General features: G+C 65.1%; 11 protein-coding genes and 1 tRNA gene. 6 read left to right on the top strand and 6 right to left on the bottom strand.

The features are described from left to right. Positions 1–190: 190 nt before the first annotated feature. Positions 191–1,408, top strand: coding sequence for a phospholipase D-like domain-containing protein (locus INE98_RS01820; RefSeq protein WP_293536071.1), 1,218 nt, complete (start codon positions 191–193; stop codon positions 1,406–1,408). Here INE98_RS01820 and INE98_RS01825 read toward each other — a convergent pair. The 4 genes from INE98_RS01825 to INE98_RS01840 all read right to left on the bottom strand — a co-directional run bounded on the left by INE98_RS01825 (position 1,405) and on the right by INE98_RS01840 (position 6,541). Continuing rightward, the gene (locus tag INE98_RS01825) at positions 1,405–4,305 is read right to left on the bottom strand and encodes a DNA methyltransferase (protein ID WP_293536072.1); all 2,901 of its coding nucleotides are present in this window, start codon (positions 4,303–4,305) and stop codon (positions 1,405–1,407) included. The genes INE98_RS01820 and INE98_RS01825 overlap by 4 nt on opposite strands. A gap of 307 nt (positions 4,306–4,612) precedes the next feature. Continuing rightward, positions 4,613–4,689, bottom strand: a tRNA-Arg gene (locus tag INE98_RS01830). A 73-nt stretch (positions 4,690–4,762) separates the two neighbouring features. Next, positions 4,763–5,740: an NADPH:quinone oxidoreductase family protein gene (locus tag INE98_RS01835; protein WP_293536074.1), complete on the bottom strand. Its 978-nt coding sequence runs from the start codon at positions 5,738–5,740 to the stop codon at positions 4,763–4,765. A 15-nt stretch (positions 5,741–5,755) separates the two neighbouring features. Continuing rightward, entirely contained in the window at positions 5,756–6,541 is a 786-nt protein-coding gene (locus tag INE98_RS01840) for an SDR family NAD(P)-dependent oxidoreductase (protein WP_293536075.1), read from the bottom strand. A 392-nt stretch (positions 6,542–6,933) separates the two neighbouring features. Between INE98_RS01840 and INE98_RS01845 the strand changes: the two genes are divergently transcribed. The 3 genes from INE98_RS01845 to INE98_RS01855 all read left to right on the top strand — a co-directional run bounded on the left by INE98_RS01845 (position 6,934) and on the right by INE98_RS01855 (position 9,778). Then, positions 6,934–7,515, top strand: coding sequence for a hypothetical protein (locus INE98_RS01845; protein WP_293536077.1), 582 nt, complete (start codon positions 6,934–6,936; stop codon positions 7,513–7,515). Positions 7,516–7,664: 149 nt separating this feature from the next. Then, positions 7,665–9,092 carry an ATP-binding protein gene (locus tag INE98_RS01850; RefSeq protein WP_293536078.1) on the top strand — a complete coding sequence of 476 codons (1,428 nt, stop codon included), beginning with the start codon at positions 7,665–7,667 and terminating at the stop codon, positions 9,090–9,092. After that, positions 9,089–9,778, top strand: a complete 690-nt coding sequence (locus INE98_RS01855; protein ID WP_293536080.1) for a response regulator transcription factor — start codon at positions 9,089–9,091, stop codon at positions 9,776–9,778. The genes INE98_RS01850 and INE98_RS01855 overlap by 4 nt, the downstream gene beginning before the upstream one ends. Positions 9,779–9,801: 23 nt before the next feature. On the opposite strand, the gene INE98_RS01860 is transcribed toward INE98_RS01855, so the two are convergent. Together INE98_RS01860 and INE98_RS01865 are read right to left on the bottom strand one after the other, a co-directional pair. Next, complete coding sequence (locus tag INE98_RS01860) at positions 9,802–10,884, bottom strand: HupE/UreJ family protein (protein ID WP_293536082.1); 1,083 nt, start codon at positions 10,882–10,884, stop codon at positions 9,802–9,804. 22 nt (positions 10,885–10,906) lie between these two features. Further along, positions 10,907–11,743: a YHYH protein gene (locus INE98_RS01865; protein ID WP_293536084.1), complete on the bottom strand. Its 837-nt coding sequence runs from the start codon at positions 11,741–11,743 to the stop codon at positions 10,907–10,909. Here INE98_RS01865 and INE98_RS01870 point away from each other — a divergent pair. Together INE98_RS01870 and INE98_RS01875 are read left to right on the top strand one after the other, a co-directional pair. Continuing rightward, entirely contained in the window at positions 11,742–11,885 is a 144-nt protein-coding gene (locus INE98_RS01870) for a hypothetical protein (RefSeq protein ID WP_293513745.1), read from the top strand. The two genes, INE98_RS01865 and INE98_RS01870, sit on opposite strands and share 2 nt — an antisense overlap. 1,152 nt (positions 11,886–13,037) lie before the next feature. Further along, the gene (locus INE98_RS01875; RefSeq protein ID WP_293536085.1) at positions 13,038–13,553 is read left to right on the top strand and encodes a GNAT family N-acetyltransferase; all 516 of its coding nucleotides are present in this window, start codon (positions 13,038–13,040) and stop codon (positions 13,551–13,553) included. The last annotated feature ends 102 nt before the right edge of the window (positions 13,554–13,655 follow it).

Genomic DNA, 13,655 nt, shown 5'->3' on the forward strand with positions numbered 1-13,655 from the left:
AGAGGGCTCGGGCGTAGTCCTTAGGCGTCATCCACCGGGGCCTCCTTCGCGCTTTCAACCTTACCTAATGCCCTGCTGGAGGCCGAGCTCGCCAGCAAGACCACTTTCAGCCGGGTTCGAAGCGAGGACAAGCTTAGCAAGCATGGGGCGAATCGATGTTGGCTCAACCGCACCGCGGTTGGGGGTGCGTATGGCCAAGGTCGAGATTCTCAAGCCCGTCGATCAAGCGGTGGGCAAGCGACGCCTTTTGAACGAGTTGAAGGCGGACCTAGCCTCTACCGACTTCCAAGATTTCCGGATCGTCGTCGCTTATGCCAAGTCGGGGCCGTTGCACCGCCTTCGCGGGCACCTCGAAAAGTGGAGCAAGAAGGGCTGTAGGGTCCGAGCCATCATCGGTATCGACCAGCAGGGCACAAGCCGGGAAGCTCTTGAGTTCGCCTTGGCAATGTTTGACGAGGTCTATGTCACGAGAGAGCGCGGTATAACTTTTCATCCAAAAGCATATATTTTCGAAGGACCGGCGCTGGCCCGCATTTACGTGGGATCTAACAATCTCACGGTCGGAGGAACGGAGACAAACTTCGAAGCGGCAGTTCGCGTCTGCGCCAATCTACCTGCGGACGCGGCAGTTTTGCAGGAAATGGAAGCTCTTTGGGATCAGCTGCTACCAGCGAACTGCGCAGCGACGAAGCCGCTCGACCTAGCGCTCCTGAACAAACTCGTGGCCGACGGGCACGTGCTCGGGGAAGCAGCAATGCGGAAGGCCCTTGCCAAGGGCAAGAGCTCCACCACAACGGCGACCAAGACGGGACTTCCTCTGCAGCCCGCATCCCCGCTACCTCCAGGCGCGCTTGCAAATCCGAAGGCGGCAAAGGCGGCATCCACCGGAACGCCGACAGCAACCGTGAGCCCAACCAGTTCGGCAGCCCCGACGGTTAGCCCCGCACAAGCCAATGGCTTTGCCATCCAAATCAAGCCCCACCACAACGGCGAGATTTTCTTGAGCGTAAGCGCGGCGCTCCAAAACCCTGCATTCTTCGAATTCCCGTTCAATGGCATGACCACGCCCAAGAGTACGGGGAACCCTTACCCGCAGCGCGTTCCCGATCCAGTGGTTAATATCCATGTATATGGAGCGGGCAGGGCCCTGGTGCTTTCGGACGAAAAATATAGACTCAACACCGTCTACTATGAGCGGAAGAGCGAAATCCGGATAACAGCGTCAAGGCTTGTCGGTACCGTCCCGGATTATTCAGTCATGGTAATGACGCCAGGTGAGGAACCCGGCGTCGACTACGAGATAACAATCCACCGACCGGATAGTCCCGACTACGGGGCGTGGGTCGCAGCATGTAATCAACAAATGCCGGGTGGTGGGCAGACGCCGCGTCGCTTCGGTTGGTTCTAGGGCCGCTCGAAGATGAGCACCTGATTTGTGGTGATTGCGTTCTTCATGTGAAGCATGCGCTCCGTCGTGACGTCGATGTCAATCGGTGCAAGCACCGAGAAGCCAACGTCCGATGCGATCTCTGAGATATGCCGGCAAGTTTCGATCGCATACCAATCTCCGCCGACGTTGGTGCGGCTGTCCCCGACCACGTAGTAGGCTCGTCCACTCGATTTCAGGACTTTGGACAGTTGAACAAGCGTCGAGCGTATGTCTTTGAAGTACCGAAGCAAAAGGGCTGGCATGTTCTGCCTGCGGAAGCCTGCGTTATCCGCTAAGTTCTGTTTCTGAATGTGTCGAAGGCTCGCAATTAGCGTAGTCGGCAACTCGGCGACGCCCCGCTCAAGCTCCTTCTCAAGCGCTTCTTTTGTTCTTCTCCTGATCTCGCGCGACCCGGTAAGCGCCTCCTCAACGTAGCTACGCTCAGCAGACGGGATGCCGAGGATCGCGAGTAGCGAGAGCCGATCAGTGTCGATGTAGGGTAGGGCCGTCGCGTAGGGCGGGCTCGTCACAACGCAGTCGACGCTTCCGGCGGCGAGCCCCACGTCATCGAAAAAGAGGCTCTCTCGGGAGTCGCCCTCCTCGATGACCGGGGTGAACCGCGCGCCCGGTTGCCGCGACTCAATTGACCAATACTTTCCCAGCCGCATCAGCTGGTGGGAAAGTCGCTGAGCAAAGAGCTCAAGGACCGGAGCGTCCGAAATCGCCTCCTTCCGACGCCGTATCCTGAGATCTATTGGATCCTGCTGGGAGACCTCGCGAACGATGCTGCTAAGTATCACCTCTAGATAGTCAACCAGTGTAGCGTCGCCGTAACGCCGGATTTGATCCAATATCCAGTTGATCTTGAAAAGAACCGTTTCCGGAAACCAGTTTTCCAGCTCGACATGCGTTGCTGTCGTAAATTGTTCTAGGCTGCGAGGGATCTTGGGGCCCTTTTCAATCGCGCGAATGAGGGCGGCTCCTGCGTCGGAAACCAACCCGTGATCGAGGAGCAAGACGCCTGTTTTTGCCCTGGCGATCTTCGCGGCAAGCGGGTTCATGTCTACGCCGTAGGCACGATACCCGTTCAGCAAGCATTCCAGCGGCACCGTCCCGCTTCCGCAGTACGGATCCAGAACCGTCGCGCCGCACTCGATTGCCGACGTGTTCAAGAGGCTCTTCGCAAGCTGCGGATAAAATTTGCCTTTGTACGGATGGATGCCGTGGGTCGCGTACTTGGGATCCTTCCGCGTCGCGCTGTCCGCATCCCCGTTTTCGAGAACCTTCTGCCAGACCGGCTGACGATCTGTTCCCGCACCGTAAACTGCGGCGGTCGAAAATGCGGCTCGCCGGGCGTTCCAAAGTGCCGGTTGGCAGGCAGCGGATACCAGCTCAGTCGCGCCGTCGTCTCCTTCAGATAGCGTGAAGCCCAAGCCGGCGAGCTCAGCCTTCCGCAGACCCTTCTCGTACGGCCACATTCGATATGCAGGAGGAAGGAATGCCACACGCACCGGAGCATTCGGACGCCTGAGCACAAGCAGTTGTTCTGACCGCGCCCGCCGGGCCGGTTTGGCGAAGCTCCTGCGCGTTTCGTGAATCGGGCGATCAATCGTCCCCACGACTTCGAAGCCGATCTCCTGCGCCTCCGCGGCCAGGGCTGAAGCCGTACTAAAGCTTTCGCCTTTGAATACCGCATCGCCGACTATGAAAACGGCGTATCTCCCGGGTTGAAGGGCAGTAAAGCACCCTTCGAGCACTGCGGCCATGTCCTCGCGGTACTCATCAAAGTCCGTCCCATTCCGCTGATGCTTGAGATGAGATCCGATCTCGACGGCTCCAAGGTGGCGGGGATCCCAACCGAGCCAGAACAGGCGGAAGCGGTGGTACAAGTGGTAGTCGGTCGCATTCGGATAAGGTGGCGAGGTCACGATCAGGTCTACGGAGGCGGGTTGCAGCTCCGTCGCAATCGAAGTTCGCGCATCTCCATGCGCGAAGTGTGCGCAGGCACCAGCGAGCGCCGGCGCCGACGTCTCCAACTTTCGGACTACCGTCTTCAGCGACTCGTTGAAGGCCCTAAGGGTTAGGCCGGGGTTGAGCTCCTTCGGATGCGCCACGTAGCGGGTCTCTGAGTCCTGGTTTGAGACCCTCGTGACGATGCGCGCGAGAGACAACAGCGCCGCATCCTGCGCTGAAGCTGACGTGAGGCTTTGGATCAGATGCCGGAGTAGCGCCAACTCGCCGGTCGCGGCCGTGCAGAACCACTTCTCCAGATTGGGAATGTCGGGAATCAGCCCCGCATGTTTCGCAATCAGACCCTCCGCCCAGTTTGCGCCTTTGCCGCCGGCGTTTGCGATGTAGCTGTCAACCGTCACTCGAAGAGCATCGAGCTCGGCGGCCGCTTCTGGTGCGAGGGGGACGCTCTTCACCCGGCCGATGAGTGCCGAAAGCGGGTTTGCATCGAGGGAACACGCGCGGCGGCGCTGCCGCACCGCTTCCACAGCGGTCGTCCCGCTCCCTCCAAAGGGATCGAAGACCAGGTCGCCGGGGAGCGAAAGCCGTCGGATCAATTCTGCAGGGATCTGCGGCGGAAACTTCGCCGGATAGGGATGTAGGTCGTGGGTAAGGTACCGCGTGTCGTCATTGGTGAAGGACCAATCGACAGCGCTCAACGCGCCAAAGACACGAGCGCTGTCGAGTAGCTCGCTGACCGAACGCGGGCTGTCGGTGATGTCATCAGCGATTGCGCGACGCGGAAGCTCCGCTTCGATTTGGTCTTCTACCCAGCTGGCGAAACTTTCGCCTTGCAGCTCTAGCCTCTCCGACAGCGCTGCCTTTTGCGCCTCTGAGGTTTCAACCACGATGCGTTTGCGGGCCATTTTGAATCTGCAACTCCAAACAATTCTGCAGATTCTTTACGCTTGATCACGCCGGACGCCAACCCGGTGCCCCGCCCGGGTCAATCGGGTGCGGCCTATGCCTTCTGCCGAAGTAGCATGGGCTAGCGCGTGAGCGATTGGCGCAGGGGCCCTTCCAGGGTAGCTGCGGCCTCATGCAATTGCGATTATGCCCGAGGGTGCTGCTGTGAGCTTCGCCATTCTGGGGCTTGGAGCGGGCCGTGCTGCCCAGAGTGCTACCCGGCGCATCCAACCCACCAACGCGGGCGACCTAAACCATTGATTTCACTGGCGCACCCGACACGATTCGAACGTGTGACCTTTGCCTTCGGAGGGCAACGCTCTATCCAGCTGAGCTACGGGTGCGTCTTCAGCGGAGGGGCCTTCTAGCCGAAAGGCGGGCGGATGGCGAGGGGGGGAATGCAGGCCGCCGGGCCGGCTAGTCCCCGGGGCCAACCAGGGTCTTGCCCATGCCCTGGCCGGACAGGGCGAACTCCAGGGCCGCGCCATAGTCGGCCAGGGGGAAGCGGCGGCCTTCGGGGGGCGACAGGCGGCCCTCCGCCACCCAGGCGAGGAGGCGGTCGAGGGTCTGCGCGGCGCGCGGGCCCTCGAACAGCAGGAACTGGCGCACATCCACCCCGGTGAGGGAGGCGCCCTTCATCAGGGGCAGGTTGGCGGGCAGGGCCGGGATGGGGCCGCCGGCGAAGCCCACCACCAGGTGGCGCCCGCCCCAGGCCAGGGACCGGAAGGCCGGCTCGAACAGGGGGCCGCAGACGGGGTCGAAGATCACGTCGGGGCCCTTGCCGCCGCACAGGGCCTTGAGCCGGTCGCGCCAGCCCTCGCCCTCCGTATCGAGGGTCGCGTCCGCGCCGCAGGCGGCGGCGAAGGCGCGCTTCTCGGGGGTGGAGGCGCAGGCGAGGACCCGGGCGCCCATGATCTTTCCCACCTGGACGGCGGCGGTCCCGACGCCTCCGGCGGCGCCGAGGACCAGAAGGGTCTCGCCAGGCTGCAGGGCCGCCCGGTGCTCCAGGCCGTGCAGGGCGGTGAGGTGGTTGATGCGGAAGCCCGCCGCCTGGCCCGAGGTCATGTTGGCCGGCAGGCGCGCGCAGGCGACGGCCGGCGTCAGGGCGAAGTCGGCGAAGCCCCCCGCCACGGTGGCCATGACCCGGTCGCCGGGCGCCAGGCCCGCCACCCCCTCGCCGAGGGCGTCGACCACGCCGGCGACCTCCTGGCCCGGGGTGTGCGGCAGGGGCGGCTTGACCTGGTAGCGGCCGAGTGCGACCAGGGCGTCCACATAGCCGAGGCCGCAGTCGGTGATGCGCAGGCGCACCTGGCCCGGGCCGGGTTCGGGGACCGGCGCCTCGACGAGGCTGTAGCCGTCCAGGGAGTCCAGGCTCTCGCCGACGACCTTGCGCATCCGCTCCACCCCCCGTCAGGCCAGGCCCAGCATGCGCGGCAGGTCAGGCTGGCCCGTGTGGGCCGTCAGCCCGCCGTCCACCGCCAGGACGGAGCCCGTCATGTAGCTGGCGTCCTGCGAGGCCAGGAAGGCGACGACGGCGGCGATCTCCTCGGGCCTCGCGAACCGGCCCATGGGGACCCTGGCGTCCCAGTCCTGGCGCACCCCCTGCAGGTCGTTGATGCCGGCGATGATCGGGGTGTCCACGGGCCCGGGGCAGACGGCGTTGACGCGGATGTTCTCCCGGGCGTGGTCGATGGCCACGGCGCGGGTCAGGTTGATCACCCCGGCCTTGGCGGCGTTGTAGGCGGCGAAGGAGAAATCCCCCGCCAGGCCGGAGATGGAGGCGGTGTTGATGATGGCCCCGCCGCCGCGAGCGCGCAGGGCGGGGATCGCCGCCTTGCAGCCGTAGAAGACCGAGGACAGGTCGACATCGATCACCCGGCGCCAGTCGTCCACCGGCAGGTCCACGACGTTGGAGAAGCTGCCGACGCCGGCGTTGTTGAACAGGATGTCGAGGCCGCCGAAGACCTGGACGGCGTCAGCGACCATGGTCTCCACGGCGCCAAAGTCGGCCACGTCCACCGTCCGGAAGCACGCCCGGTCCTCGCCCAGCTCCGCCGCCAGGGCCTCGCCGGCCTCCGCGTTCAGGTCGGCGAGGAGCACCGAGGCGCCTTCGGCGTGGAACCGCCGCGCCGCCGCCGCGCCGATGCCCGAGGCCGCGCCAGTGATCACCGCGACCCTGCCTTCGAACCGGCCCATGGGCGCCTCCCGCTGTCATCCCGGCCCCTACCCTGCCCCAGGGAGACGAGGGATGCACCCCCTCTCGACCGAACTGGCGACCCTGAGACAAGAGCCCGAGAGAGGTGATGCTCTCGCCCGAGACTTACGGGGCCAGACAATCCCCGCCAGGTCTCAGGCGAGACAAGAGTAGAGCAATGCTGACGCATCCGGGTCGGTGAAAACATGAATATAGACGACTCAAGACACACGTCTTTGCGGGAATGACCTGACTTTCAGATCTGAAGCCTCCGATGCTCTGTTAATACATGGTTAACCCTAATTTTCACCACGCTCCCATGCGAGATTTGATTCGAGGCTTCCCGCTCCTGGGAGGTCGACAAGGCGGGGCGCGCCCCGGGAAGGGATCAGTCATGCAGATACAATCGAGCCAGGGGCCAGGGCAGATGCTCTCGGCCCTCTTGGGAAAGGCCGGGGGGGTCGGCGGCGCCGGGCCTGCCGGGGCCCAGCCGCCACAGGGTGGGCCGGGCGGCGCCGGGCCCGCGGGCGGCCCGCAGGGCCAGAAGGGGCCGCCGCCAGGTCTGGCGGGCGGGCGGCTGTCGTCGGGTACGATGTCAGGACTTCTGAACGCTCAGGAAATGAGCGCCGGCAAGCTTGGGGACTCCGACGATCCGGTCAGCAAGCTCATGCAGGCCGCAGATGCTGACGGGAACGGCGGCCTCAGCACGGAGGAGCTGAAGTCGGTGCTGGGCGATGAGGCTCCCGATGACATCAGCGAGAGTCTCGCCAAGATCGACCGGGACGAGGATGGCGAACTGAGCGCCGAGGAAATCGGCGGCGCCCTCAACGAAATGCGCAAGGGCGGACCTGAAGGCGCCGGATCCCCATCCGCCCCGAAGCCGGCCCCGCCGGCCGGAGGCCTGGCGAGCCTCATGACGGCCGCCGGCTCCAATGAGGCGGAAGACAAGGGGGAGTGGTGGATGAAGGCGGCCTGACGTTCCCCGGACGGAGCGCCGGCGGCGAGACCGCCTTAGCGGTCGCGCCGCCGGCGCATCCCGACGGCTTTACCGATCCTTGACGTCCACGGTCTTTCCTCATTTCAGGCGCAGGGTGAGGCTTGTGCGTCTTGGAAGGAATGCGCGGAATGAGGCTCCGCCTCGCTCACCAGGTGTTTCTGCTGATCATGGTCGTCGCCGCGGCGACCACGACGGTCATGGCCCTGGCCATGGCCCTGAACCTGCGACAGGGCTTCCAGGACTATCTGCTGGCGCGGGACCTCGCCGACCTCAAGGCCTATGTCGCCAACCTCGAGCGCAGGCTTTCCGCCCTGCCTGGGCCGATCAGGCTGGCCGACCGCCCGGACCTGCTCCGAAGCCTGCCCGGCCTTGACCTGCCCAGAGAGGACCGCCCGCCTCCGCCGCGCCCAATCCCTGGATCGCCGGAACGGCTCGCCCCACCCATGGAATTCACGGCGCGCCTGGTGGTGCTCGATGACCAGGGGCGGATGCTGCTGGGTCCCTCGGGGGCGCTTCGGATCGCCGATCACGCCCTCCTGCCAAGGGCGCCCATAGTGGTGCGGGGCGAACAGGTCGGCGAAGCCCGCCTGATCCTGCCGCCACGCCTGTCCACGCCCGCCGATTCGGGCTTCCTGGAGCGCCAGCTGAGGCACATGATCCTGGCCGGCGCATTGATCCTCGGGGTGGGGAGCCTGGCGGCGTTCTGGATCGCAAGGGCCTCGGGAGAAGGCCTGAGGGAGATCCGGCGGGTCACCGACTCCATCGCCAGGGGCGAGTTCCGGACCCGGCTGCGCGAGCGCGGGCCCGTCGAGGTGGCCGAGACCCTGGGCAACATCAACAGGATGGCGGAGGAGCTCGAAGCCATGGACGCGGCGCGGCGGCGCTGGCTGGCGGAGATCTCGCATGAGCTGCGCACTCCACTCGCCGCCCTTCGCGCCGAGATCGAGGCCCTGCAGGATGGCGTTCGTCCACTGACGCCAGACGCCATCAGATCCCTGGCCGAAGAAGCCGCCCGCCTTTCCGGGCTCCTGGAAGACCTGCATGTCTTCGCCGTCGCCAGGCTGTCCGGGACGCCGGACCGCAGCGACAGCATCGATCTCGTCGACCTTCTGAAGGAGGCTGCGGAACGCTTCGAGCTCCTGGTGGGAGGCGCGGGCCTGACTCTCACAATTGATGTCGGAGGGCTCCAGAGCGCGCCCTGCCAGGGAGATCGCCGGGCGCTGGAGCAGATGATCGCGAATCTGCTGACCAACAGCGTCAAGTACACCCGGCCCGGAGGCCGAATCCTCATCGCCCTTCGCCGGACCGAGGGCCAGGGATTCATCCTCACCGTGGACGACACGGCCCCCGCCCCCCCGCGGGACGCCCTCGGGCGCCTGTTCGAACCCCTGTACAGGGTTGAGCCGGACCGCAACCGCCAGGCGGGCGGGAGCGGCATGGGGCTCGCGATATGCGAGGTGATCGCCCGCGCCCATGACGGCGCCATCCGCGCGCTGGCGTCAGAGCTCGGAGGCCTGAGGGTCGAAGTCTACCTGCCGGATGGGGCGGCGGCATGAGCGCGCCCGGCCCCGCCGCCTGCGTCTACGTGGTCGAGGACGATCCGAAGATCAGCGCGGTGATCGCCGACTATCTGCGCGACGCTGGTCATGAGGTCCGGACCTTCCGGGACGGCGGGCGAGCCCTGAGAGCCATGGAGAATGAGCCTCCGGACCTGATCATCCTCGACTGGATGCTTCCGGGAATGGAGGGGCCGGCCGTCTGCCGGCAGCTTCGCCGGTTCTCGACCGCTCCGGTGCTGATCCTCACGGCAAGGGCGGAGGAGGCGGACAAGGTGGCGGGTCTCGAGGCGGGGGCCGACGACTATGTCTGCAAGCCCTTCGGGATGCGGGAGCTCATGGCCCGGGTCGCCGCCCTCCTACGCCGGTCAGGCGGGAGGGTGGGAACCGATCCGGCCGCCGCCCCCTATGTGGTGGATGCGGCGGGCCGGCGGATCGCCTGGCGGGGCCGCTGGCTGTCCCTTTCCGGCTCGGAGTACCAGATCCTCGCCGCCCTCATGCGGCGCCCGGGCTGGGTGTTCACGCGCGACAGCCTTCTGGACCAGCTGGGGGCCGAGTTCCGTGATGTCAGCGACCGGTCGATCGACAGTCACATCAAGAACCTGCGCCGGAAGATCGCCAAGGTCGATCCACAGGCCCGGTGCATCGTCTCCGTGTACGGGGTGGGCTACCGCTTCGAGGTCTGAAACCCTCGGCGCGCGCGCCGGATTCAGCCGGAGACCAGGCGCTCGACCGTGAGGACCAGGCCGAACACCAGGGCAAGTCCGGCGGCGGCGGGCGTCGCCGCGGCGCGAAGGGCGGGGGGCGCGCGCCGTCCCAGGAGATGTCCCGCGAGCAGGACGCCGCCGAGGAACACCAGTTGCCCCGCCTCAACGCCAAGGTTGAAGCCGGCGAGGGTCGAGAGTCGCGTCGAGGCATCGAGGGGCAAGGCGCCAAGACCCGAGGCGAACCCCAGCCCGTGCAGCAGGCCGCAGCCGACGACCAGCACCAGCCTGAGACCGATGGGAGGGGTCCGTCCTGCGAGGTTCAGCCCCGCCATCATCACCAGGCTCGCCCCGATGGCGGGCTCCACGAGGCCCGGATCCAGCCTGACGACGCCCAGGGCGGCGGCGGAGAGCGAAAGGCTGTGCGCCAGGGTGAAGGCTGCGGTCACCGAGGCCCAGTATCTCCAGCCTGCGCCCGCCAGGAGCAAGGTCAGGAGGAAGACCAGGTGGTCCGGCCCCCGCAGGATGTGCGCGGATCCTGCGACGACATTGTCCAGAAAGACCCGGACATGACTTCGGAAGAAGACGTGGCGCCGCGTGAGGGGGCTGAAGACCGCCGCCTCCGAGACCTGGCCGCGGGCGGCCGTGAGGGTCATGTCCCCTCCGTCCGGACCAGAGCCGAAGAGGTCCACCTCCACAGCCAGGGTTTCCGGCGCCGCCGGGAGACGGGATCTTTGCAGGATGATCACGTGGTCCACGGCATGCCCCGCGCCGCCGGCCTCGGAGGCCAGGATGAGAGTCCCGACCGGCTGGGCCGCGCGACCCCCGCTCGAGATGCGGAACCGGGCGGCGAAATCCGACGCGATCCCCGGCTGGCCGCGGGACACCTCTCCGGAACTGAGGCGACCGTCCCGGTCGGTGTCCCAACGGGTCAGGGCGGACACGGGAATGGAGGCCGCGGTGTAGACCTCCGCATTCACGACGTTCAACGTCACCGTCCGATCCGGCAGCATGTGCGCCTCGGCGGGAAACAGGGCGAACCCCCAGGCCGCGAGGGCGAGGGCGAGGAAGCGCAGGCCGGCCCTCATTGGCGCAGGCTTCCGAGGGCGATCACGGGAGCGCGCCCTTCCAGCAGTTGGGGAGGAACGGAAAGGCGTCGGTGGCGTAGTAGTGGTAGATCCCCTTCGGAAACTCCGGAGTGACCCCGAACCGGCCATTGCATTCGTCGAGGTCGCCGAGGCCGGGAACATACTCGTAGTCGACCGTGAAGGCGCCCATGGGGATCACGGAAACCGCGGGACGACCCGGGTCCGGGTTCGCCTTGAGCCGATAGCTGGAGGCGAGGGTCTTCAGGCCGCTCGAAGCCTCCGTCGCCTTGGCGTAACCGAAGCGGGCGTAAATCGGGTAGCCATCCGCCGCGAACCCGATCAGGACGATCTTGGGCGTCGCGGCCGAGGCCCCGGCCGCGGTCAGGGTGGCCTCCGGGACGCCGTGGTAGTGGTAGGCGCCGTCCGGCTGGACATGGCCATTGTTCTGGTCGACCCCGAACTTGAAGAGGGACTGGCCCAGCGCCAGGAGGCCGAACTGACTGGGCGGCCCGATCAGGGTGCAGTCGCTGACGGACTTGGCGTTGGCCGGGCATGAGCCCGCTGTCAGCGGATCAAACTTGACGCCGTTGAGATGGTAACCCAGGCGCCAGGGGGTGACCATCTGCGGGGTGCTGGCGGTGGGGGTCAGTGTGGCCTTGAACTGAACAGCCTGGGCGGTGATCGTGTTCGGGTTCTCCAGGTTCGGGAAGACGCCCACCGCATGGTCCGGAATCCCATTGGCCGATAGGGTCCGGTCGCCATTGGCGCAGCTCCAGGTCGCCTGGCTTGTCACGCCGAGCGTGGGATTGAGCACAACCTTGCTGAGGCCGCAGACAACATCCGCTGTTGTGATCGGCATGGTCCCATCCGACCCGGAGTTTCCGCCGGAGTCCGGGGCCGGCGCCCCCGAACCTTCGCTGCTGCAGGCGGAACAGAGGAGTGCGATCGCGAACGCCGCAGTGCTGATCCTGAGGGCGGCGGGCCAGGGTGGACTCATCTGAGACATTCCTACGGGCATCGCCATCGCGACGGTCGGTCTCATCGCCTAGCGCCGGAGTGTGGAGGGATCATGTGCGTCTGCCCGGGCGAGAGAAGCGCGATGGCCTGAGGCGCCCCCGCAGGGACCCGGAGATTGCCTCGGTCGCCCTAGAGCCGGATGATCACCGGCGGAGGCGCCATGCAGCTGACCGTCCGGCCCCTGGCCATCGACACCTTCCGCGAGAACACCGTGCTCCTGTCGCGGGACTGCCGGGCCCTGCGGCCCGAGCGGCTGGAGTGAGAGGGCTGAAGGGCGCCGGCGCGACAGATCGACGCCCGGCGAATCCTGGCGGGCCGCGTCCGATAGCAATGAGCACTATGAATTCGCCATAGCTCTACCGGGCTCAGTTTGAAGGCTTGCAGCGGAGCTTCGACCTCATTCGCGCGCCTGATAACACGAGCTGACGAAGGCCAGAATGCGAGGGAGGAAAGTCAGTCAAGCTATGCCAAATCGGAATTCAATAGGGTGTGCTTTCGTCAAGAAGGACTTTGGCCGTGATCCTGAAATTGTAGCGGCTTTTGGAAGTGTCTGATTTTTCGGGCTTCCGGTGGGGAAAGGCTTGGCCGTGCGGCCTTGAGATTGCTGTGGTGCCCTGGCTAAAGTCTTGGTTTGTTCCGGAATGGGGACCAAATAGCCATCATTGGTAGGTATGCTCGCGGCTTTGAATTCGGAGGTCCATGCCGCGCATCGAGAGCAGAGTTTCGCCTGCGGCTTCGGGGGCCCGGGATGCGATCTCGGCCATGGCGAAGGGGCTCATGCCGTCAGCTTGCTGGCGGGCATCAGGGGGCGGTCGCAGATGCGCTCCATAAGGTCCGCCCGCTTCGGCTCCAGTTCGACCAGCAGGCCAGTCAAACCTAGGCCGCATTGCGGGGGTTTTGCAGGCAGATTACGCCCGGGAACGATAGTCTGCGGCAGCTTTCGGGCTTGCCGCCTTTCGTCCTGAATGACCGGTCGTGGGTGGGAACCTGCCCGGCAGGTTTTGGCTTAGCAGGAGCCGAAAGCGGCCATCTGATGGAGGCTAGCCTTTTCCGAAAAGGATCGGGAAACGGGAATGCTGGGTGATCTGCCCGGTTAGCTTCCCTTTTTACGACCGTAGCGTTACAAATGAAGCATTATGACAGAAAATGACCGGCTCGTGCTTCGCCCGTACAACACAGGCGACTTCGAAGATTATCTAAAGATGGTTTCTGATCCCAATGTCGTCCGGTTTCTCGGCGGTCAACCAATGCCTGCGGAGGATGCTTGGAACAGGCTTCTACGCTATGCCGGACACTGGGCGCTCTTCGGTTTCGGGATGTTCGCTGTCTTTGAAAGGCCTACTGGTCTCTTTATCGGGGAGACCGGCGTGGCTGATTTTCATCGAGGATTGGGCGAAAACTTTGACGGGGTGGGTGAAGCCGCATGGGTTTTCACTTCTAAGTCCCAAGGTCGTGGATTTGCTTATGAAGCGGCAATGGCGGCTCTAAATTGGTACAGCAGCTGCGCTGACCGCCGACGAACCGTCTGCCTGATCGCACCTGACAATCGGCCTTCGTTGGTCCTCGCGGAGAGACTGGGTTACGTCCCGTTTGGCAACGTCGTTCACAGAGGCGGTCCGTTCGTGAAGCTAGAACGCACCTTGATCGACTAACCCCGCCCCCTTCTTCTAATTCTCTGCTCTAGGATGCTAGCCGTTCCCGACTAGGAACATTCAATAGTAGAGTGCAGGCCGATTGGCTTTTCAAGACAAGAG

Origin of the sequence: Phenylobacterium sp. (assembly GCF_020253645.1) — a bacterium.
Classification (GTDB): domain Bacteria; phylum Pseudomonadota; class Alphaproteobacteria; order Caulobacterales; family Caulobacteraceae; genus Phenylobacterium.